This window comes from Pediococcus sp. EKM201D (assembly GCF_011800215.1).
Classification (GTDB): Bacteria; Bacillota; Bacilli; order Lactobacillales; family Lactobacillaceae; genus Pediococcus; species Pediococcus pentosaceus.
On sequence record NZ_JAALFK010000002.1, the window covers coordinates 152,871 to 175,708 of the forward strand.

Here is a 22,838-nt window from a genome sequence, read left to right on the forward strand (position 1 = left end):
GCCTATTAATTACCCTAGTTATACAGATGATTACCTTCTTATTTTTAGTTTTAATCGGGACGACCATTAACTGTTGGTTGTGTAGTTTTAACTATTTATGGAATTTTAATTACGCAAAGACCATTAGTAAATAAAAAGACAGTTACCTCAGATTGAGACAGCTGTCTTACTATTTTATTCGAATATTTTCTTTGCTAAACCAAATGCTGACCATGCCTTAGGCCAACCTGCATAAAACGAAAGATGTGTAATTAGTTCTACCATTTCATCCTTAGTTACGCCATTTTCTTTAGCAATCTTCATGTGTGCTTCCAATTGGGGAAATAAGCCTTGCGACATCAGACTTGCGCATGTAATCATACTCCGATCACGAGCTGAAAGCTGGTCTTCACGTGACCAAACTTCACCGAATAATACATCGTCATTCAATTCTGCAAATTTTGGTGCAAATTCACCTAATTGTTCGCGTCCTGCGGTCTGTTTTTTAGCCATTATTTGCCCTCCTCAACTGCCTTATATTGTTCATCGCTAACTGCTTCAAGCCATTCTGGTGTTCCAGCAGTGATCGCTACATGTGCAAACCAACTATCTTTAGTTGCGCCATGCCAGTGCTTTACACCATCATGGGTTACTACAACATCACCAGCTGTAAGATGGCGTGCTGGTTGTCCTTCTTCTTGGTACCAGCCTTCTCCACCCGTTACTAGTAAAATTTGGAATCCATCATGATGAATATGCCAGTTGTTACGGCAGCCAGGCTCAAAAGTAACATTTCCAACTCCAACATTAACTTCGGGGTCTGAAACAAGCCCCTGTAGATAACTTTGTCCTACAAAGTATTTTGCGTATGCATCATTTTTAGGTCCAGCGGGGAAAATAACCCCGTTTTTTACTGCTTCATTTTTCATAATTAAACTACTCCTTTTAAATTAAATTTAACTGTTCTAACCAATTTGCTACTGCTTGATCTGCCTTATCTACTTTGGAACCCTGTACTGCTAACCCTAATTTAATCTCTGTGTCTGGGAAAATTGCTTTTAATTCGTTGATGCTGTTTCCCAATCCACTACCTTCACTGGTACAAAAAGGATAAATTACTCGTGGTGCAACCAGTTGTTCCTTTAAAAATCTTTTAACCACATTAGGTAACTCATCAAACCAGATTGGTGTCCCCAGTATTAAAACATCATCACTAATTTCATGGTTTATGCTAGCTTCAGGGAAAATACTGTGTTCGTGTTCATCTTTAGCACGTTCCACCAATGCTTCGTAACTTATCGGATATGGTTTTTTTGGTATAATCCGATTTGTTGGTAAATTTAATTGCCCAGCAATTTTTCGCATCAGAATTTCAGTATTTCCATCTTCAGCATGGGTAAAATAAGCTATTTCCACTATGCACCTCCGATTAGAAAAAGCCTTAACATCTTTCGACAAAAATAATGTTAAGACTTTTTATGTAATTCGTAAAATGCTTATTTTATCCATTTCTATGCTTTGAAAGCATGGTAGAAGTAATTAATAAATTTATTTACTACCGGTGATAGATTACGCTCCCGCTTCCAAACTAAAACGCAGTTAGTATTAACTTCCGGCTCTAACGGAATGAATTCAACTCCATCCGGATGGGTATTCCTAGTTGATCCTTCAATAATGAACGCTTGAGCTACTTGACGTTTCACTAGTGGGAGCACATTAAAGGTTAAATTATAATGACCGACAACATTTAATTGTTGATAGTCAATCTTGCTCCATTTTGAAATTAACTCCTGAACTTCAGGACGCCCTGACACTAACAACGGCATCCCCATTAAATCAGCCGGTACAATTTTATCTTTCTGAGCAATATACGATGCTTTGGACACTAATAATCCCCATTTTTCAGTACGGGGAAGTACAATTTCGTGATATTTTTCTGTGGCGATGGGCTTAATTAAAACTGCAACATCCACTAAGCCCTTATCTAAACGCTCTGTGATGTCGTCACTAGTCCCACTGTAAATGGTAAACGTAACTTGCGGATAATCTCGGATAAAATCCTCTAAAATCAAGGCTAAAGTATCAGAATTATCGGCTTCAATGCATCCGATGGTGATATGTCCACTAAAGAGTTGCTTTTTACGGTTTTCGAATTCTAAACTGGTTTGCTGGGTTAGCTCTAAAATTTCTTCTGCACGGGATTTTAGAAACATTCCTGCTTCTGTTAATCGAACCTGGCGCCGCCCTCGAATAAATAACTCCGTTCCCAATTCTTCTTCTAATTCTTTGATTTGTCGACTTAAAGTAGGTTGGGTAATGTGCAAAGCTTCCGCTGCCTTAGAAACCGTTCCTTCTTCTGCAATTGTCCAAAAATAACGCAGAGTTCTAATTTCCATTTCCCGATTCTCCAATTTTTTATACTATACTTAATATACAACATACAATAAAAGGAGCCTAGCTACATGAGTAATATATACGTTAAAAAAGCTCAACCTCAAGATTTACCTGCCATCATGAAAATTATTGATAACGCCAAAGCTTTATTGAAAGCGGATGGTAGTCCTCAATGGCAAGATGGAAGTCCCGACGAAACTACTTTCATCAATGACATTAATCATGGAAATTGTTGGGTACTGAAAGTCGATAATCAAATTGCAGGTACCGCCACTTTACTGACCACCCCGGATGCCAACTACGAAAATATTTCAGACGGTCAATGGAAAAATACTAGTGCACCATATGCTACTATTCACCGAATTGCTATTTCGCCTGACTACCGCGGAATGTCTCTCGGCAAGTTCTTCCTATCCAATTTAATCACCTTAGGAACGCACGCTGGGATTAATAATTTCCGGATTGATACGCACGAACTTAATCAGCGAATGCAACACCTTGTTCAACAATTTAATTTTGAATACACCGGTATTATCTATGTTAACCCTACCGAAGATGGTCGACGTTTAGCCTTTGAACTAAATTTGGAAAACTAAATTTAACTTGTTACAATAATTAAATCAAATTTTGAAAGGGAGGAGTCTATTTGGCCTACGTTGGTTTTATCGCATCTGCTACCGTAATTAAATTAGGACGTTTTTCTGCATAATAAAATTTAAGGAGATTTAAAATGAAAAACGTCCGAAAACAAGTTCCATCTTTACTATTAATTATCGTTCTGGTTGGTTTTCCACAAATTAGTGAGTCCATCTTTACCCCTGCCTTACCAGCTTTAAGTTCGGCTCTGCAGGTTACCGCTCAGACGGGGCAATTAACCATGAGTTCTTATTTCATCGCTTTTGCCCTAGGTGTTTTATTCTGGGGTAGTTACTCTGACCGTGTCGGTCGGCGTCCAGCGATGTTAGCAGGACTAATCGTTTACCTAGCTGGTAACATTGGATTACTGTGCGCTCCTAATTTTGCAATCCTAATTCTGTTTCGATTGGTCCAATCCTTTGGTGCCAGCGTCGGTTCTGTCGTAACACAATCCATCATGCGCGAATCCTTTGCTGGTGTAACCGGGGCGAAAGTATTCGCTAAAGTTGGGGCTGCCTTAGCCCTCTCCCCTGCAATGGGACCATTATTAGGCGGAGTTACTCAGACTTATTTTGGTTATCGTAATGTATTTTCTGTCTTAATTGTCATGGCAGTTAGTTTATATCTATATACACTTCGACGACTACCAGAAACTAATATCCAGTTATCTAACATCACTCATCAACCGGCATTCAAGCCTATTGTTATGCGTCTTTTAACTGATCCAAACGTTTGGGTTTACGGCTTACTAATTAGTGGAATTAATGGCATTCTCTTCAGCTTCTATGCTGAAGCACCTTTTATCTTCATGGAACATTTTCATCTTAGTTCTATCCAATACGGTGTTTTAGGAGTAGTGGTTGCCTTATCTAGTATTTTCGGTTCTATAACCATTAATCACCTAGTCGCCAAGATCAGCGCCATTCAAATTACCAAATGGGGATTGATCCTAGCCATGTTTGGAGCCTTCCTATTAGTGGGTGCCAGTTGGATTGGAAATATTTACCTCTTTATTTTATGTATTTTTATCGTCTTTTTTGGTTTGTATATTACACTTCCAATGGCGCTTAATTTAGCACTCGTTGGTTACGAAGACGTGATTGGGGTAGCTAGTGGTATCTTTAGTTTTGGGTACTATATTTGTATCAGTTTCTTCACCTATCTAATTAGTGCATTTCATACCGGATGGATTGGAATCTTACCCTTGTATATCCTAGCAATTACAGTCGTAATGTTACTTAGCTATGAGTTACGTTTTAAAAATAAATAATCCATAAAATCAAAAAGACGCTTCTAATTTTAATTTAGAAGCGTCTTTTTCGGTCATCTTATGCAGCTTGCATGGCACTGATCAATTCATCGATCACTTTTCTATATTCTAATTGCTTGGTGTTAAAGCGATTATCTGAAAGCTCAATCAGTTCTCTATTTAATTCATAAAAACGATTAATTAATGCTAGTTCTTGTTCAGATTTTAGATTAGGTCGGATTGCAATGCTTTCTTGATAAGCTTGCATTAAAAATACTCGACATTGACTTCCATCGTAAATAACTTTACTAGCATTTTGAAGCTGGGTGATTAAATATTTAAACATCGTATTTTTCCTTTATCAAATTAGATTAAAGTGGCCTTTTTTTCTTCTTTTAAAACATCATTCATGCGACCGGACTTGAAACCATCTACATCAAGAGTAACGTAGTTGAAGCCCAATCCTTTCATGAATTCTGACATTTCAGCCTTCTTAGCTAATAATTTGGCAAATTCTACTTCTGGAACTTCAACTCGTACTAAATCGCTGTGCACACGAACACGAACAACTGGGAAACCAGCGTTACGTAGCCATTTTTCTCCAGCAAATACGTTGTTTACTGCTTCTGCAGTAAGCTTTGTACCATATGGGAAACGTGAAGCAACACTACATGAAGCTACCTTGTTCCAGTTAGAAATTCCACGATCTTTAGCAAGTTCACGAATTTCACTCTTGTATAAGTCAGCATCTTGTAGTGAACTTACGATGCCTTCTTCTGTACGAGCCTTCATACCAGGACGGAAATCAGCGTTATCATCCATGATCATTCCGTCAAGCACGATATCAAAGCCTTTTTCTGCTGCTGCCTTTTTAATAGTTCTGTATAACAATTGCTTACTGTAATACCAGCTTTCTGGTGTGTTAGCTGCAATTCTTTCATCAGCTAATTCACTCATGCTAACTCCCATTGCGTTTGCACCAAGGTCCTTAGCCAATTCCAAAGCCTTATTGTATTCATCATCCAAGAACAATTCTGAGTTAACTACCATAGCTAACACATTGTCTTTTCCTAATTCGTCTACAGCCACTTTAAGTAAGTATGTACTATCAATTCCGCCTGAATAAGCGATTGCAACTCTTTGCTTTGATGCTAAATCCTTAATTAAATTATTTTCTTTTGCTTCTAAGTTAGTCATAATAATGTTTCTCCTTTAATTATCGATTTTTTTAGTAAATGTGTAAGTAAAATCTAACAAAAGCTGCTGCCAAAATTGAACCAACAAATGGTGCAGTTCCTGGAACAATTAGACCATATTGCCAATCATTATTAGCTTTATTTTTAATAGGAAGTAATTGGAATGCTAAGCGCGGTCCCAAGTCACGAGCTTGGTTCATCGCGAATCCTGTCGTACCTCCAAGTCCCATACCAATGGCCCATACTAAGAGTCCCACGGCTATTGGTGACATTGAATCGTAACCATGAACGATTGCTAGAATTGATGTTAGGAAAACGAATGTAGCGAATGTTTCAACAAAATAGTTACGTGGTAAATTACGTAAGTTAGGATTAGTTGAGAAAATATTTCTAATTGCGATCGGATCAATTGAACCTTCTGATTCTTTAAAGTGATCAGCATACATAATGTAAACGATCACTGCCCCAACTACACCACCCAATACTTCGGCGATTGTATAAGGAATAAAGTAACTCCAAGGAATCATACCTAAAATTGCTTGAGTAAGTGCCATAGCAGGGTTAATACATACGCCACCAAAAATAAATAACACAACTGAAATACCAAATGCCCAAGTTGTAATTGCAAATAAGTGACCTGAACCGGCATATTTGGTCTTCTTTAAAACTTCGTCACAATGAACTCCCACACCAAAAATTATCATAAGGGCTGTTCCCATAAATTCGGCTAATAGATGATTTACCATTAAATTAAACTCCTTTGTTATCTACTTAATATAAATTCTGTATTTTTTTATATGTTGCTTGTAATGACCAATCATTTTTAGTTGCTATTTTTTCGCAGTCATCAAATTCTGGTTTAAATTTTTCAATATCTTGATATTGATATTTTTTAATTCGTAAATTTTCATTTTCGAATTGAACTTCTTTAAATTCTCTTTTCATAATCCGACGTTGCATGCCCTGATAACGAAAACCTGCTGTATTGGTATGCTTGAAAATTAAATAACTGATTTCGTCAAAGGCTTCAGGTTTCACCAAAACATTTAGCAAAGTAGCTGGCCGATTTTTCTTCATCTGGATTGATGAACAAAAAACATCTAGAGCTCCATGTTCTAACAAGATATCCATAGCATATCCAATTTGCTCTGGAGTTTGATCGTCTAAATTAGCTTCAATTTTGATGATGTCGTCATGATTAGTTTTTACTTCCTGATTACTGTGTTCCACAGTTAGCAATGAACCCCGTAAGGCATTAAATTTTCCTGTTTCTCGTTTTCCAAAACCATAACCCACCTGACTAAAGTACATGTTTTCTGGGGCCGTAAATTCTGGGGCGATTTCTTTAAACAAAGCTAATCCCGTAGGAGTTACCAATTCCGTTTTAATATCAAAATCTTGAACGATTTTTAATGGATAATTTTTGCGTAATTGCATTACTGCTGGAACTGGAACTGGCATTTCTCCATGTGCAACGTGAATCGTGCCACTCCCTTCAGTAATCGGTGTCGAATAAACCTTATCGATTTTCAATTGCTCCCAAAAAATGAAGAAACTAATGATATCTACAATCGAGTCCACAGCTCCAATTTCATGAAAATGGATTTTATTAACATCCGCATTATGTACAGCCGCTTCCGCTTTAGCAATATCTTTGAAAACATTGCTGCTGTGCTTTTTGACTACGTCAGAAAGATCACTACTTTCAATCAAGCCCAGAATTTCAGTCAATCCACGACTTTCATGATGATGGTGATGATGACCGTGGTGTGAATGTTCATGGTGGTCAAAATCACCCTTTATTCCAGTATCTTTATGCTGGTGAGCAATTTGAACATCAAAATCCATCCCAAAAATACTACTTTTATTAGTTCTTTCAACTTGAATTGTATAGTCTTCAAGCGTAAATTTACTTAATTCTTCCTTTAATAAATCTAAATTACCCCCAAGATCCAAAAGAAGTCCATTAAGCATATCTCCACTTAGACCAGAGAATGGTTCTAAATATAAAGCTCGCATAAAAATTATTCTCCTTCTCTGATTTTATTGATAATGCTAGCGTTATAAGCTGCCCCAAAACCATTATCAATGTTGACAACACTTACCCCAGATGAACAACTATTCAACATGCTAAATAACGCCGTGATTCCGTCTAAGTTAGTTCCATAACCTACACTGGTGGGAACCGCAATTACCGGCTTGTCCACTAAGCCACCGACTACGCTGACTAAAGCACCTTCCATTCCAGCAATCACAATAACTACTGAAGCATTTTTGATGTCGTCTAAGTTAGCAAATAACCGATGAATTCCAGCGACACCAACGTCATAGATTCGCTTGACAGAATTGCCAAAAGTTTCAGCTGTGATAGCTGCCTCTTCGGCCACTCCAATATCAGAAGTACCCGCAGTTACAATAGCAATATATCCATCTGTTAATTTGCTAGATGGATTTAAAACAAAACACCGCGCGTCTTTATGATAGATTCCGTCAGGAAATTTCTGCTCTAAAACTACTGCTTTTTCAGCAGAAACTCGCGTCGATAGAATTGCCTTGCCTTCGGTTAAAAGATCTTCGGTTATCGCTACAATTTGCTCAACCGTTTTGCCTTCCCCGTAGATTACTTCTGGATAGCCGTTTCGGGCTTTACGTTGTGTATCCACTTTGGCAAAACCGAGTTCAGAAAACCCAGATAATTGCTTAGCTGCTTCTGATATTGGTAGTTCTTCGTTTTTAACGGATTGTAGTATTTTAGTTACATTCATCTTTGTTTAGCCTCTTAGTCTATTATTCAACGATTACCGATAATCCATCACGAATAACGGTTACTTTAGCTTCACTGCCTTCAATTTCAAAGGCTTTTTGCAATGCTTCATCAAATGTTGTTGCTAAATCCATGTGCATACTGCGGATTAATTCAGGATCTACCAAATCAGAAACATAAATAACATGATGATGAACCAAAATACGTGCTAAAATTTGTGAAGTCCATTGATCAGGAACAGTTTCTAATCTTGGTGTGTTAATTGCTTGATCTAAAAATTCTTTTGGATCGTCTACATCAGCTAAATTATGATAGAAACCTTCTCCACCATGTCCATCACTAGAGCCGGCAACCATAATGATTACGCCGCCTTCTTTATTAGTTGCTTCAGCAGCGGTCATTCCCTTTACGGCTTGATAGATATTTTGATCAAGGGGAAAACCACCATTGGTTGAAATAGCAATATCGCTAGGAACCTTCTTAACACTAGCTAATTCTTTAACAAAATCACAACCAACTTTATGAGCTGCTTCAACATCACCTGCAAATGAACCGATGATTTTCTTATCACCATCTAAAACAACGTTGACAATGAAAGCCAATTTTGCGGTGCGAGCTGCATAAACCATATCCTTATGAATTGGGTTATGCATTAAATTACCCGTACGGGCTTTATTAGAGTTAATAAATTCGCCAGAGTGGTTAGCCATAATTGTTTTATATGATGCAATACCAGGTAAAACAGCTTTTCTACCACCAGAGAAACCAGCAAAAAAGTGAGATTCAATAAATCCTTCTGCTAGTAACAAATCGGCTTCAGCAGCGACTTTATTGATAATACAATCTCCACCAGAAGGTAGTTGCCCAATTTTTACCATTGAATCATCGTCTGTTGAAAAATGCATTACGATTTCTTCGTTCTCTACAATTTCTGAACCATATTTATTAATAAGTTCTTCTTTAGTAGATGGACGATGAAAACCGGTTGCCACGAGGATACGAATTCTTGCATCTGGAGCTACCGAACGGATTCGACGTAAAATAATAGGTGTAATTATATGCGAAGGTACTGGTCGAGTATGATCAGAACTAATAAGAACAATGTTCTTCTTTCCCTTTGCAAGTTCTTCTAAGCTGGGACTTCCAATGGGATTGTCCATTGATTTTTCAACAGTTTCCTTTTCACTTAACGGATTCTGGAAACTTTCAGCTTTAGATTCTAATAATCCAGCAAAATTTTTGTCTGGAATATTAGCAGTAATATTTCTTTTATCGTACGGTAGGTCAATTTGTACCATAACTTAATACACACTCCCTTATTTTTGGCGCTAGACAATATATTAGGCTATGTAAAATCGACCGGGTATCACATTTGGGTATAACATTTGTTACACTTCTCACAATTTTTTCTTATGATAATAGATGTCTGTACATATTATTTACTTTTAGACATATGGAGAGTTAAAAAATGAACACTAGCTATTTAATTGACTTTTTAGAGAATAAACAGGTTTCTACAATTACCAAAACAAAACATTCCTATCTGACCTATCATGGTTTAGAAGAAGGTTATACATATGTCTTGAAAAAGGGAATTGTCAAAACCAGCATCATTTTAAAGAATGGTCGTGAATTTAATCTTTCTTACATAAATTCGACTGATATTGTTTCGCTTTTGAGAGATGAAATTTCTGCCTATACGGCTTCGCCTTTGAACGTGCGTATTGAATCTGACGAAGCTATTTTTTATCGCATCCCGCGTAAAACATTTTGGGATTATGTTAATCACGATACTCATTTACAAGATTACGTGCGTGACTACTATCGAATTAAATTAACCCAAAATATAAAATCGTTACAATGGATGACTATGAACGGTAAGAAAGGTGCCGTCTGCGCCTTTATCTATAAGTTAATTGATATTTTTGGTAGGCGTGGAGCGACTGGTATCTTGATTGATTTTCCCATTACTAACGAAGAAATCGCCAATTTCTGTGGGATTTCAACTAGAAACAGCGTTAATCGAATTATTCATGATTTAAAAGAACAACACGTAATTGATATCAAGAATCAGAAAATTTTTATTTATGATGAAAACTATTTACGTGAATTTACGATTTAAAAGTTAGGAGAAATATCGTTATGAAGAAGAAATTATTTTATGGAGCACTTCCGTATTACACAGCTAGCTTGGCTATCCATATTTTGGGCATTATCTTACTGTTAGTTGCTGCCCAAAAACATCCTAGTTTTCTGGGGTTAGGTGTGCTAGCTTACACCCTGGGGCTACGTCATGCCTTTGATGCCGATCATATAGCCGCGATAGATAATACCGTTCGTTTATTAATCCACCAAAAGAAGCAACCTTATGGAGTTGGATTTTTCTTCTCATTAGGCCACTCTACTGTTGTATTTCTAATGGCTTTAGTCGTTAGTATTTCTGCTAAATGGGCCCAAGTTAAGCTACCCATTCTAGAAGCCATTGGTGGAAAAATCGGTACGATTGTATCCGGTAGTTTTCTTATTTTAATCGCCTTTTTTAATTTAATGGTCTTAATCAAACTTTATAAATCACTGAGATTAGTAAAATCCGGTCTTGATGAACAAGAATTAAACGATTTACTGCTATCTAGAGGTTTTATTGCTAACTTAGTTTCTCCTTTATTCAAGAAAATCGTTCATGCTTGGCAGATGTATCCAATTGGATTCCTATTTGGTTTAGGCTTTGACACCGCCACTGAGATTGCCTTGATTGCGCTATCGGCAACGGCTGCTCAATCAAACGTATCGGTAGCCGGAATCATCGCCCTCCCAGTTTTATTTGCCGCTGGAATGAACGTGATGGATACAACCGATTCCGTGATGATGTCAGGTGCCTACACATGGGCATTTGATACTCCTAAGCGTAAGGCTTACTACAATTTAACCGTTACTTTTGTTTCAGTCATTGCAGCTTTCTTAATTGGTTTAGTCGAGTTAGGCAACGTCTTTGCTGACTTTACCCACGTTAATTCTAGTTTCATCACATGGATTCAATCGATTGATTTAAATTGGCTGGGCTATGGTCTGGTAATTGGGTTCATATTAATGTGGAGTTTGGCTTATCTTTTTTGGAAATTATTTATTCAGAAAAACGAACAGCACGCATAAAAAGAAACAGCATTTCAACTGTGAAATGCTGTTTCTTTTTGGACTAATTCGAGTGAATACAAAAAACACGTTCCTAATATCAGAACGTGTTACAAACTTTTTAAAACAAATTATTTTTTATTAAATCATGACTGTAATTGTTGCAGCAACTAAGATTAATACTAATCCACCAATGGTTACTGCCATTTCTTTTGGCGTCTTCTTTTGACCTAGGAACCAAATTCCAGTTAAGGTAGCTAGAACCACTGAAGTTTGTGAAAGAATAAATCCAGTGGCCAAGCCGTTCATGTTTGGTTGAGCTGAAATTAAATATGTGAGTGCAGCAAAAGCAAAGAAGAAACCAGACCAGATTTGGTGGTAAGATACTGCTTCAGTTAATGCTGATTTTTCACCTCGCATTGAGAGGAAGATTGCATATACTACACCAACGATTACCATACCAATTGCTTGAGGTAAGAATGCATGCATTCCATCGACTGATGTAGCTTGAGGAGCGGCAGAATATGCCCAATAACCAATTTCACCTACAGCCAACCAAGCGACTGCTTTAGTAATCAATTGGGTATTTTCTTTAGACTTATGTTCTGACCAGACCGTGAGTGAAGCACCAATAATAATCAAGACTAGCGCAACTGCACCAATAATTTTAGCCGTAACTCCAGGCCAATTTCCTAGAGCAATCACACCCCATAATGAAGCACCTAACAGTTGGAAAGCGGTAGTAATAGGCATGGCCCGTGAAGATCCAATCATTGCAAAGCACTTAAATGTAATAATTTGAGCGCTGGCCCAACCAATCCCTGAAATAACGGTAAAAACCAAGTCCATTCCAGTTGGTAAAGCTAATCCTTTGATTAGAGCAAAAACAAAAGCAAAGATAAATGTTCCAAAAGCTGTACCTACAATCTGATTTACCGGACGTCCACCGAATTTAGATGCAATTGTTGGAAATAATCCCCAACCTAATAGTGGTCCAAGTCCGATTAATAACGCTGTCGTGTTCATGTAATTCCTCCTTAATTAATTGACGAAATTGCTAAATTTAAAATACAACGCCACTTTCTAAAATAATATTAGAATAAGGAGTCATTTCACCAGTACGAACAAATGCGTGGCAATTATTCAAATCTTGTTTCATATCTGAATGTGGCATAAAAGTAATTGGTGTTTCAGGCATTAAAGCTTTAATATTTTCTAGCATCTTAGGATTTTCGGTCTTAATTTCTTCTGCTAGATAAATTCTTTGAACTTCAAGTTCTTCTAAAACGTTAGTTAAAACTTGCATGAAACTAGGAATTCCATTATCTACTGCCAAATCAATCTTTTCTATGCCCATTGGAACAGGCATTCCAGCATCACCGATACTTAATTTATCAAAGTGACCCATTTGAGCAATTACCCGTGACATATCTGAATTAATCATTTTAGTTTTCTTCATTGTTATTTCCTCCTATTTTTCCAATTCTTTTTTGTAAGGGATTGATGGTTGTGCACCAAAGCGTTGTACAGTTAGGGATGAAGCTTTATTACCATATAAGATGGCATCTTCTAAGTTACTAAAGTCTTTATTCAAAACGGTGCTCATTGCTCCAATGAATGTATCTCCAGCAGAAGTTGTATCAACAGCCTTTACCTTAAATGCGGGGATAATTCCACTTTTACCATTAACATCGTAGAAGGTTCCTTTGCTACCAATGGTAATCAAAACTGCTTCAATTCCTTCATCATGTAATGCTTTAGAAGCTTTCTTCATACTTGCTTCATCTGTTACTTCGATTCCGGTTAAAATTTCAGTTTCAGTTTCATTAGGAATGATCATATCCGTTACTGCTAATAAATCACTAGGAACCTTTTCAACCGCTGGAGCGGGATTCAAGATTGTTTTAACGCCTGCTTCACGAGCAATCTTAAAGGCTTCCGTAACTGAATCTAAAGAACTTTCAAATTGAGCAATAATGAAATCACTATTTTTGATTAAATCAGCTTTAGACTGGACATATTCTGGAGTAAATGCAGTATTAGCACCCGCATGAATCATGATTTGATTTTCACCAGCGTCATCTACTACTATGTATGCTTGTCCTGTAGATTGGTTATCTAAAGTTTCAATTCCGCTCATATCAATATTTTCATGTTCCAATAATTCTAACATTGCACGGCCAGCATCGTCATTACCAACTGCACCAATAAAGTTTGTCTTAGCTTCAGAACGCTTAGCAGCTACAGCTTGGTTAGCTCCCTTTCCGCCACCAGCTGAAAAAATTTCTTTCGTATGCATGGTTTCACCTGGTTTTGGCATTTGTTTTACTCGGATAGTACGGTCTAAGTTAATGCTCCCAATAATTGTTACAGTGTTCATGATGGATTCCTCCGTTTTCGATTATCTTTTTACTTGTTTAAAACGTTTTATGAAAACGTTTTAATAGCATATCAAAAATATAGCACATTGATTCTATTAAATCAAATGTGCTGTGGAAAATCTTTTCACTAAGTGAACGGGTAAAGTCTTCTCTTCCCAGTTCTTATCGGGAGTTTCAATTCTTTCAAGTAGCATGTTAGCTGTTGTCTGACCTAACTCAAAAATAGGTTGTGCAATAGTGGTCAGTTTAGGAACCATATATTCACACATATCAATATTATCGTAGCCAATCACACTATAATCTTCAGGAATCTGCTTGCCAGCTTCGGCTAATCCCAAATAAATTCCTAAGGCAATTTCGTCATTGACCGCAAATATTCCGGTAACATCCGTTGCTAAAATTTTAGCAACGGCTTCCCGACCACCAATTTTTGATAGCTGGGCATCGATAATTTCAATTTGTTTTTCTTCATATACAGAACGTACTCCAGCTAAACGACCACAAACATTTTCAGGTGCATTAGTTGGCATGACTATGGCAATTTTTTGATGCCCTAAATCTTTCAAATGTTGAGCGGCTTGAGCCCCACCCGAAAAATCATCAGTTAAAACGGCGTCACTAATTCCATCAGCCTTTTTCTGATCAAGAACAATAAATGGATGATTTTTAGCTTTTAAGGTGGCATTAATAGATTCATTTGAAATTACTGAACTAGCAATAATAAACCCATCAACCCCACGCCGACTCAATTCAGCTAAGTAAGCATCTTCTTTTTCCTGGTCAAGATCTGCGTTACAAAGCATAGTTATAAATCCCTTTTGATAAAAAATATTTTCAATTCCACGAACTAATTCACTAAAAAACGGATTGGTAATATCGGGTACTAAAACACCAATCGTTTTACTTTTTTTCATAATCATTCGACGAGCAAAGTAATCGGGTTCATAATTTAAATCTTTTTTTGCCTGAATTACCTTTTTTACCGTAAGTGAACTAAACCGAGTTTCATTTCCATTTAAGATTTGCGAAACCGTCGAGATTGAAACTCCTGATTGTCTAGCAACATCTTTAATCGTTATCTTTTTTGTTTCCATTTTTTCACACCAATACCTAGACAGTTATTTTTTATATTTTTAGTTTACACCATAAGATAAAAAAATACCCATTTCGTTTAGAAATGAGTATCTTTGAAACAAATTTTGAAGTTCAATTTAAGTTAATTAAACGCTTATATATCAGGTCTTATTTGATTAAACCTAGCGTTTGAAGGATTAAATATATATTTAACAAAATCAAGACAATTGTTGCAGTCCAAGCACACCATTTTACCCATGCTCGATTAGCAAATTCACCCATCAACTTTTTACTGCTTGTATATATAACCAGAGGAATTACCGCAAACGGTAAAGCCACACTTAAGAATACTTGCGAGAACGTTAGTAAGTTTTCAATTTTAGCTTCATCACCGTGGTAATAAATGGCAAAAATCAAAACTGGTGCCACAGAAAGAACTCGAGTCACCAAACGTTGTACCCACAATGGGACACGTAGTCGAATGAATCCTTCCATGATAATCTGACCAGATAATGTTCCGGTAATTGTTGAGCTTTGTCCAGAAGCAAGTAAGGCTACAGCAAATAGCATACTAAGTACTGGGCTAGCAATGGCCCCAACAATTTGGTTATTACTTAAAGCATTAAACAAATCAACGAAACGTCCTAGTGAACTATCCGTTCCATAGAATAAGGCCGCTCCCAAAATCAATAGTAAACTATTAACAATGAAAGCTAAGAATAGTTGCATATTAGAGTCAATCGTTGAAAAACGAATTGCTTGAGCGACATTTTCCCGATCTTTTCGGTCCACTTCACGAGTTTGTGAAATTGAAGAACCCAGATACAAATCATGGGGCATAACTGTCGCACCGACAATTCCTAGTGATAGATACAACATTGAGTTATTACCTAAAATCTCAACTGAAGGTACATACCCTTTGATAATCCCTGAAATACTTGGATCAGAAAGCAGCACTTCGTACGCAAAAACAATTAAAATAACAGCAACTAAGGTTGCAACAATTGCTTCGATTTTTCTAAAACCGAGCTTCATTAATAGCAGCAATATCAAAACATCTGCCGCTGTAATCAAAATACCAATAATCAATGGAATATGGAATAACAGCTCCAATGCAATTCCAGATCCAATAATTTCGGCAATATCTGTAGCCATAATCGCTAATTCAGCGACAATCCACAGCAAGAATCCAACTCTTTTACTCGTTCGTTCCCGCGTTAACTGCGCTAAATCTTTTCCAGTTACAATTCCTAGTCTCGCTGACATTGCCTGTAAAAGCATCGCGATTAAACTAGAAAGTAAAATAACTGAAAGGAGCGTATATCTAAATTGCGCCCCACCCGCAATTGACGTAATCCAGTTACCTGGATCCATATAACCAACCGCAATTAAAAATCCGGGTCCGGAGTACGCCATCAGCGTCTTCCAAAAGCCTGCATTCTTAGGTACCTTGATACTACCATTAATCTCGTCCAGGCTCTTACTATCTACTTCATCAAGTTTTTCTGACATATTGAGTCCCTCTTTTCTATTGGTTTAGAAATTCGGTAACTTGAAATAAACTCTCCACCATAAAATTGATCCATTTTTATAAGAAAGCAAAAAAATGGATCAATCCACCAATGAATTGTTAGTTTTTATTTTTCTAACGGAGCGCTCTTTTCAAAAACCATAACTACTATACCATATTAATTAATAAGAGTGGCAACTAAGATTCGGTTTTAAGGCTAATTATTTCACTATTTCCTTATACTGAATTGTCTTCATAGATAAAATAATTTATACACATCAACCTTGTATCCCCTACCTGAATTTTTTAGTTTATGTTAGTCTGGAAAAATCCAAAAATTTGAACCAAGATTGTTGCAATGTGGATTTATCATGCTTCGCAACTCTAGGTTTTGTCACCTATAATTTGTTTTCATCTCCCTAACACATAAAAAACATACAGAGCATTAACCGCCCCTACAACCCACCAGTCGAACGTAAAAACATCGGGTAGGAAAGATACCACCCACCAACTCAAACCGCTTGTAATCAGCGCAAATAAGATAATCCGCTGAATTTTATCCCTTCGTTTCATTTTTTCACCACGCTTAATTCTATTATTAATCTACTTCTATTCCTCTTATTATACTTAAAGTACTAAAAAAGCTGAAAATCACAATTCACTTGTCATTTTCAGCTTACTCTTAAACATTAATTTTATTTACTTTTTGTAAACCATCTTTGGTGACTTTAAATAACCCCGTTTTATAATCCTGATGGTACGTTTTTTCCAGCATGGTCGTAAATGTTCGATGCCATTCAGGTAACACCACATAATCATACTGTTTAATGGTGTTTTTGAACTCCGCTTGAGACATCATGAAGTTTTCCTGTCCAACAACTTGATCGGAAAAGAAATAATAGCGTCCCACATAACCCGCGTAATAATTATTTACATCATTAAAATGTGGGTCAACTAATAAAATTTTCTGATGGTTGTACTGGGTACTCTGCTGAGCTATTTGTTTTAATTGTACCGGTAATTGTTCTTTACCTAAGGTGTTATTATACTTAACTCCGTTAATTTCAGAGAACATCAAAATGGAGGCAAACAACATTAAAACCAATGATGACAACTGATAAACATTTTTGGTAATAACATTCCTGAAAGATCGGATCCCTCGTTTACTAACATCTTCTTCAAAACTAGCTCGGTCCATCGCTACAACCAGCACCATGGTCGCTAATAGCAGGTTTAGAATCACCATACTTGAAAGATAGCGTTCAGATCCATCTAACAGGATTGCTTCTGCATAGGGCATTGAAACAATATACATCGCAAATACACTGATGTAATAGGCGATAAAACTGATATCACTAGCTATTAAACTTTTTAGCAGGTTATTCTTTTTACGTAAAAACCAGCGAATAATAATCCAAGCTCCGAGTAGACCGACGTTAATAAGTAATACTCCACGCGTCGATAGCGAGTTAAAACTCAAAATCTGATGTAAAAATTTACTTCCAATTTTAGCAATTACGGCTGAACTTTCATGGGCTAACTGACTCTTGTACGCATCTGTACTAATTTGATGTTTTGACACAGCGCTGAAAGTTGCATGCACATGCTGATTCCACCAGAAGAATGGTAAATAGCCTAGTCCCATTGTCACAACGGTTTTGCTGATGCCTTTACCCAGACGTTTCCAGCGTTGACCTTGTCCATTGGTAACTAAAGAATACAACAAATAACAGCCTAGCATCACTACATACATCGTTCCAGAATTCTTAATCAGTAAAAGTTCCGCACTAAATAAAGACGCTGTAGCACACTGCAACCAAGGCGAGCGACGGTAAGCATAAACTCCCGCAAATCCTGCGGCGGCGACTACCGGAAGGACAAAATCAACTAATAAATTATTCATTCGAATTGAAATATTAAAAATATTAATAATTGAAACAGTAAAACAGATTACAAATGAGTTGGTTGAACGGGTCCGATCGCGTAAAACCGCAAATATCCCGTAGATACTGGCCCAAATCAATAAAAACTGTCCTAGTAACATGGCACCATCGCTAAAGCCTACCCATGATACAAACTGGGTAATGAATAAAGCCGTTGCTGGTGGATAAGAAGTAAATGAAATAATGGTATCTGCCGCAACTGGCAGATGACCTTGAAATAGGAGGTATTTTACGATTAATGCCCAATGTGAATAATTATCATAGTGGATCAACGGGCTGGCAAATAGGATGCGTCCCATAATAATTCCGATAGCAATCATCCAAACGTCAAAATAATGGATACCCTCAAAGGGCAGCTTTCCCACTCGGAAAATAATTGTTCCAATTCGAACTACTACAAAAATGCAGCCTAAAATAACGACTGCTTTTAGTCCAAATTTTAACCAATTTAGCATCGCCAAAACATACAATAGCAACGTTTGAATTACCATCGATGTAATCCAGGACATGTATTTATTCACACCTGCCATGCGAACCATCCCAGTATATCCAATTTGGGCCATGATAAAGACGATTAATCCCGATATTGACATAAAATACACCTACAATTTCTTAAACTAATTACCGTTGTCTCATAAATTGAGTAGCATTTCTTTCTAATTCTTTCATTCTTAGAATAACATTTAAATGAAGTTCATCAAAAGGCGTCATCCAGTGGTCTTGCTCTTTTGATAAGAATTGATTCTCCCCATCGTAAATTAACTGAAGATAATGATCTTGATCTTCTTTCTTATCAATTTTGACTACCACCCCATACCAAATCGGTTCCGTATCTACCGCTCGAGCAACAGTACATTTAAACTTAATCGGAAAGTTTTCGTGATAAATAATTCCTTCGACTTGATCGTTCATTTTTAGGCGTAAGTCCTTATTAACAAATTCAAATGAAAAACCACCATCTGAAACATCACGGGTTTTAAACTTAGCCCATTCGCCATTTACCATAATTTTACCTTTAGCATGCCGAACAAACCGTTCACTCTTACGATTGATATCACGTTTCATGGAAATAAATAAACAGAAGCTTAGGTTAATAAAGTGCATTACTAACCAGAAAGTGATAACACTTCCGACAATGATTTCTGATCCCCATTTTCCATAATTGAACTTCACAATCGCTAATAAGGTTAAAGCCCACATAACAAAATATGGAATAATGTAGAGTTTATCCACAATCGAAAATTTAACATTTTTATCTGTTACCTTAAATTTCTTAGCTTTGATCCCAATTGATTCCAAAATAACTGGAATAAACAAATATGGAGCAAAGAAAGTTTCCTGGATTTCCCCCCAGCGTTCGTTTCTGATATTGCTGGAAGTATCTCCCAAAACAAAATGCAATAAGAAGTATCCTGGGGCCCAAACAATCATTAAAATCCAGAAATTAGCATTAACAACTTGAACTTTGAATAACGCATACAATAACGGAGCTGCAATATAAATTAACCGTCTAGAAAATGACCACCAATAAAGCCATGTATTAATCAAAATAATTCGATTAAGTAAGGTAATCTTCGGATTAGTAAAGATATGCATGTTTCTGCAACTCTGAATAACTCCTCGAGCCCAGCGAGTTCTTTGCTTAATAACACTCTTAATATCAACTGGTGTGATTCCACTTGAAACGGGTTCACGAGTAGCAATACTAATGTAACCTTCACTGTTAATCTTTGTTCCTAACTCAAAATCTTCTGTAATCGTATCCGTTGGAAATCCTCCAACTTTATCAACAATTTCTCGCAAAAAAACTGCGTTTGATCCCGTAAACAAGGCATGTCCGTTAGAACCATTTAACACATTGACATCCCGCGAAAAGAAGTCCTGTTCATTTACTACAGCATCTTGCAAAAAGAGATTAAATTGAAAAATATCCGCATTATAAAAACTTTGAGGAGTCTGAACAAATCCGATTGGCTTAGTATGGTCTGGATCCTCTTCCAATTCCGCAAAATTTTCTGTGAAAAATGGGACACTACTAGTTAAAAAATTAGAAAAAGGCATCATATCTGCATCAAAAATAGCAAATAGAGGTGCATCTAACTGTTCCAGCGCATTATTAATATTCCCCGCTTTAGCATGCTTATTTTTTTCCATCGTCACATAGTTAACCTGATATTCTTTAGCTAGTTCCCGTACTTCTGGACGATTTCCGTCATCTGCAATTACGATGTTAACTTTACTTTTATCAGGATAATCCATAAAAGTTGCTGCATTGACTGTTTTTCTTAGCAACGAAACTTCTTCGTTATGCGTAACAATAATTACGTCAATTTTAGGAATCGGCTGTTGCAAATCAAACTTAGGAATTTCTAGTTTTTGGGTCTTATCTGCTCGAATTAATCTAAAAATAATCAATACATAGGCAGTAAAACTAGAGAAGATTTCACTCCCTACCAGCAATAAAGCAAAAATCAAAGTAAATATGTGTGCGTGCCATGGAATGGTAAAAAACACACGCCAAAACAGGTAAATTACTGATAGAACAATTGCTAAAATATAACTAACTTTCTTGATTTTTGGCATAATTCACCTCAGTATCTTTTTTAAAAATAAAGTCTTTTTGAATTTGGTAACTAAGTCCGTTAGATAACCTGAAAGAATCATCTGCACTATAAATAAAGCCCCGTATTTAATGAAAGTTTGCCGCCCACCTCCATTAAAAACAACGCGATGATTCAGCGTATAATTAACTACCGCTGAAAGTGCTCTAGAAATAACTGTTGCTAGGATAATACTATCTAACACATGGTTTCCCATTAGTAGGATAATTCCTTCAAAAAGCGCAATATCAACAATAAAAGAAATAATTCCGCTCCCTGCAAATTTAAAGAAACGGGCATAGATTGCAAGCGAGTCTCGAACCACTCGAAAATGAGATGACTTATTACCATCCAAATAAATGGTTGGAATGGATTGCTCAATCACTTTTACATCGTATTTACGCGCCTGAAGCAACATATCAAATTCGAACTCAAAACGGTCTCCAGGAAATTCAATTAACTGATCTACATATTGGTGAGGAATAATTCTTAGACCTGTTTGTGTATCTGAGATATTCTGGTGAGTTAACAACTTCACTAATTTACTTGTTAAGACATTTCCGAATTGACTTCGTGCGGGAATTTCGTTAGTAAATTTGCGAACTCCAATAATCAAGTCTGTGGGATTTTCTTCGAACTTCTCCATACATGAGCTTAAAGCTCCCACGGTATGTTGTCCGTCTGAATCCATTGTCGCAATCCCTTCGATTTCTGGAAAATAGTTGCGGATATAACGGAAACCATTTTTCAACGCCGCGCCTTTTCCTTCATTATGTTGATGATGTAAAACATGAATTCGCTGATCTCCAATTTCCTCAAGTTCTTTAAAAACAGCTTGGTTCGTGACCGCACTGCCATCATCAACCAATACTAGCGCATCAAAATTAATCACATTATTTAATAATTCATGGACCAATTTAATTAACTTTTGGTCCGGATTTAAAGCTGGAATCAAAATTCCATATTTTTTCATAATTTCACCTATTATTTAAACTTAAAATAAAAATTTTCCACCCTATATCATGATACACTCTATACACCTTAAAGAAGTGCATTAACATTCAAATGTAATAAAAGTGTAAAATAAATCGTTTTACCAGTATAAAACACAATCCGTTTGTACATTATCTTTCACCCTAGTAATAATTCACGCTGTAAATAACCAGCGAAAACCCATTATACTTAACTTGTTTGACTAATGCAATAAACTTTGAGACGTAAAAAAGTTTTTTATTGAAATTAATTTTAAACAAAACATATCTAAACTAGAAAAATACTCTCAATGTCTAAGTTATGGTATCATCGTAAATGTAAGCGTATTAACAAACAAAAACGGCGGTGACTTAAACAGTGGATTTAACAATTGTACGACATAGTATTAGTAGCGATAACGGTCGCGGATTAATTTCGGGGGCTGGTTCTGATGTTGATCTTTCAGAAGCTGGAATCGAGTTAGCCCAAGAGGCTCAACGTGCTTTTGACTGGAATCAATTTGATCAAGTTTTCTCTAGTCCCATGCGTCGGGCTAAACAAACGGCCGAATTACTCTTAGGTGACCAAGCTTCAGCGATTAATTTTGATGAACGTTTAACTGAAATGAATTTTGGAGACTGGGATGGAACTGCCGAAGACGCAATTTTTGAACAATATCCTGAAATTTTCAATCAAATGGGAATGTTTAATGAGAAGTATTCCGATTATGCACCCAATTCAGAAAGTTACGATGAGCTGGTTAACCGCGTAACAGGCTTTTTAGATGAATTGAAGCAAAAATATCCGACTGCATCAATCCTACTCATTTGTCACGGAATGACTACGCGAGCCCTCTTTGCTGCCTTACTCCACGTCAGTCCTGCCCAATTTGGTAAGATTGGCAACGTTACTCTAAATCAAATTCATCTAGATGAAACTAATCATTTTGAACCCCGCATTGATCTTTACAATCAAAAATTAAATTAAAAAACGGATTGAAGCCTCCAACAT

At 36.6% G+C, this 22,838-nt stretch carries 23 protein-coding genes; 5 read left to right on the forward strand and 18 right to left on the reverse strand.

The window, feature by feature from the left end; translation table 11 throughout:
- Nucleotides 1–174: 174 nt before the first annotated feature.
- The 4 genes from HFC68_RS03585 to HFC68_RS03600 all read right to left on the reverse strand — a co-directional run bounded on the left by HFC68_RS03585 (nucleotide 175) and on the right by HFC68_RS03600 (nucleotide 2,375).
- A complete protein-coding gene (locus HFC68_RS03585; protein WP_011673808.1) occupies nucleotides 175–492 on the reverse strand; it encodes a carboxymuconolactone decarboxylase family protein in 318 nt (105 codons plus the stop codon).
- The gene (locus HFC68_RS03590) at nucleotides 492–908 is read right to left on the reverse strand and encodes a cupin domain-containing protein (RefSeq protein WP_002832889.1); all 417 of its coding nucleotides are present in this window, start codon (nucleotides 906–908) and stop codon (nucleotides 492–494) included. The genes HFC68_RS03585 and HFC68_RS03590 overlap by 1 nt, the downstream gene beginning before the upstream one ends.
- Before the next feature lie 16 nt (nucleotides 909–924).
- The gene (locus HFC68_RS03595; RefSeq protein WP_011673809.1) at nucleotides 925–1,395 is read right to left on the reverse strand and encodes a flavodoxin; all 471 of its coding nucleotides are present in this window, start codon (nucleotides 1,393–1,395) and stop codon (nucleotides 925–927) included.
- Nucleotides 1,396–1,490: 95 nt separating this feature from the next.
- Nucleotides 1,491–2,375, reverse strand: a complete 885-nt coding sequence (locus tag HFC68_RS03600; protein WP_011673810.1) for a LysR family transcriptional regulator — start codon at nucleotides 2,373–2,375, stop codon at nucleotides 1,491–1,493.
- Nucleotides 2,376–2,441: 66 nt separating this feature from the next.
- Here HFC68_RS03600 and HFC68_RS03605 point away from each other — a divergent pair, with 66 nt between their 5' ends.
- Nucleotides 2,442–2,969, forward strand: coding sequence for a GNAT family N-acetyltransferase (locus HFC68_RS03605; RefSeq protein WP_029258160.1), 528 nt, complete (start codon nucleotides 2,442–2,444; stop codon nucleotides 2,967–2,969).
- A 134-nt stretch (nucleotides 2,970–3,103) separates the two neighbouring features.
- The gene (locus tag HFC68_RS03610; RefSeq protein WP_011673813.1) at nucleotides 3,104–4,279 is read left to right on the forward strand and encodes a multidrug effflux MFS transporter; all 1,176 of its coding nucleotides are present in this window, start codon (nucleotides 3,104–3,106) and stop codon (nucleotides 4,277–4,279) included.
- Nucleotides 4,280–4,337: 58 nt separating this feature from the next.
- On the opposite strand, the gene HFC68_RS03615 is transcribed toward HFC68_RS03610, so the two are convergent.
- Genes HFC68_RS03615 through larA form a run of 6 tightly spaced genes read right to left on the reverse strand, consistent with a single transcriptional unit; the run spans nucleotide 4,338 to nucleotide 9,516 of the window.
- Nucleotides 4,338–4,604 (reverse strand): hypothetical protein, encoded by a 267-nt coding sequence (locus HFC68_RS03615; protein ID WP_002832884.1) that lies wholly within the window; start codon nucleotides 4,602–4,604, stop codon nucleotides 4,338–4,340.
- Nucleotides 4,605–4,624: 20 nt separating this feature from the next.
- Nucleotides 4,625–5,455, reverse strand: a complete 831-nt coding sequence (gene larE, locus HFC68_RS03620; RefSeq protein ID WP_011673814.1) for an ATP-dependent sacrificial sulfur transferase LarE — start codon at nucleotides 5,453–5,455, stop codon at nucleotides 4,625–4,627.
- A gap of 31 nt (nucleotides 5,456–5,486) precedes the next feature.
- Entirely contained in the window at nucleotides 5,487–6,200 is a 714-nt protein-coding gene (gene larD / locus HFC68_RS03625) for a D/L-lactic acid transporter LarD (RefSeq protein ID WP_002832881.1), read from the reverse strand.
- 25 nt (nucleotides 6,201–6,225) lie between these two features.
- Nucleotides 6,226–7,473 carry a nickel pincer cofactor biosynthesis protein LarC gene (gene larC, locus HFC68_RS03630; protein WP_011673815.1) on the reverse strand — a complete coding sequence of 416 codons (1,248 nt, stop codon included), beginning with the start codon at nucleotides 7,471–7,473 and terminating at the stop codon, nucleotides 6,226–6,228.
- Nucleotides 7,474–7,478: 5 nt separating this feature from the next.
- Nucleotides 7,479–8,219, reverse strand: a complete 741-nt coding sequence (gene larB / locus HFC68_RS03635; RefSeq protein ID WP_011673816.1) for a nickel pincer cofactor biosynthesis protein LarB — start codon at nucleotides 8,217–8,219, stop codon at nucleotides 7,479–7,481.
- A gap of 22 nt (nucleotides 8,220–8,241) precedes the next feature.
- The gene (gene larA / locus HFC68_RS03640) at nucleotides 8,242–9,516 is read right to left on the reverse strand and encodes a nickel-dependent lactate racemase (RefSeq protein WP_002832877.1); all 1,275 of its coding nucleotides are present in this window, start codon (nucleotides 9,514–9,516) and stop codon (nucleotides 8,242–8,244) included.
- A 170-nt stretch (nucleotides 9,517–9,686) separates the two neighbouring features.
- Here larA and HFC68_RS03645 point away from each other — a divergent pair, with 170 nt between their 5' ends.
- Both HFC68_RS03645 and HFC68_RS03650 read left to right on the forward strand, forming a co-directional pair.
- Nucleotides 9,687–10,340 (forward strand): Crp/Fnr family transcriptional regulator, encoded by a 654-nt coding sequence (locus HFC68_RS03645; protein ID WP_002832876.1) that lies wholly within the window; start codon nucleotides 9,687–9,689, stop codon nucleotides 10,338–10,340.
- 20 nt (nucleotides 10,341–10,360) lie between these two features.
- The gene (locus tag HFC68_RS03650) at nucleotides 10,361–11,368 is read left to right on the forward strand and encodes a HoxN/HupN/NixA family nickel/cobalt transporter (RefSeq protein WP_011673817.1); all 1,008 of its coding nucleotides are present in this window, start codon (nucleotides 10,361–10,363) and stop codon (nucleotides 11,366–11,368) included.
- Nucleotides 11,369–11,488: 120 nt separating this feature from the next.
- On the opposite strand, the gene rbsU is transcribed toward HFC68_RS03650, so the two are convergent.
- The 8 genes from rbsU to HFC68_RS03690 form a co-directional block, all read right to left on the reverse strand.
- Nucleotides 11,489–12,373: a ribose/proton symporter RbsU gene (gene rbsU / locus HFC68_RS03655; protein WP_167399688.1), complete on the reverse strand. Its 885-nt coding sequence runs from the start codon at nucleotides 12,371–12,373 to the stop codon at nucleotides 11,489–11,491.
- A 37-nt stretch (nucleotides 12,374–12,410) separates the two neighbouring features.
- On the reverse strand, nucleotides 12,411–12,806 hold the full coding sequence (gene rbsD / locus HFC68_RS03660) for a D-ribose pyranase (protein ID WP_011673818.1): 396 nt from the start codon (nucleotides 12,804–12,806) through the stop codon (nucleotides 12,411–12,413).
- Between the two features lie 12 nt (nucleotides 12,807–12,818).
- Nucleotides 12,819–13,727 (reverse strand): ribokinase, encoded by a 909-nt coding sequence (rbsK, locus tag HFC68_RS03665; RefSeq protein ID WP_002832871.1) that lies wholly within the window; start codon nucleotides 13,725–13,727, stop codon nucleotides 12,819–12,821.
- A gap of 96 nt (nucleotides 13,728–13,823) precedes the next feature.
- On the reverse strand, nucleotides 13,824–14,822 hold the full coding sequence (gene rbsR, locus HFC68_RS03670) for a ribose utilization transcriptional repressor RbsR (protein WP_011673819.1): 999 nt from the start codon (nucleotides 14,820–14,822) through the stop codon (nucleotides 13,824–13,826).
- Between the two features lie 148 nt (nucleotides 14,823–14,970).
- The gene (locus HFC68_RS03675) at nucleotides 14,971–16,314 is read right to left on the reverse strand and encodes an Nramp family divalent metal transporter (RefSeq protein WP_002832868.1); all 1,344 of its coding nucleotides are present in this window, start codon (nucleotides 16,312–16,314) and stop codon (nucleotides 14,971–14,973) included.
- Nucleotides 16,315–16,994: 680 nt separating this feature from the next.
- On the reverse strand, nucleotides 16,995–18,848 hold the full coding sequence (locus HFC68_RS03680; protein WP_011673820.1) for an ABC transporter permease: 1,854 nt from the start codon (nucleotides 18,846–18,848) through the stop codon (nucleotides 16,995–16,997).
- 28 nt (nucleotides 18,849–18,876) lie between these two features.
- Entirely contained in the window at nucleotides 18,877–20,838 is a 1,962-nt protein-coding gene (locus tag HFC68_RS03685; protein WP_160211263.1) for a glycosyltransferase family 2 protein, read from the reverse strand.
- Nucleotides 20,839–20,841: 3 nt separating this feature from the next.
- Nucleotides 20,842–21,828, reverse strand: coding sequence for a bifunctional glycosyltransferase family 2/GtrA family protein (locus HFC68_RS03690; protein WP_167399689.1), 987 nt, complete (start codon nucleotides 21,826–21,828; stop codon nucleotides 20,842–20,844).
- Between the two features lie 377 nt (nucleotides 21,829–22,205).
- Here HFC68_RS03690 and HFC68_RS03695 point away from each other — a divergent pair, with 377 nt between their 5' ends.
- Nucleotides 22,206–22,814 carry a histidine phosphatase family protein gene (locus tag HFC68_RS03695; RefSeq protein ID WP_002832863.1) on the forward strand — a complete coding sequence of 203 codons (609 nt, stop codon included), beginning with the start codon at nucleotides 22,206–22,208 and terminating at the stop codon, nucleotides 22,812–22,814.
- The last annotated feature ends 24 nt before the right edge of the window (nucleotides 22,815–22,838 follow it).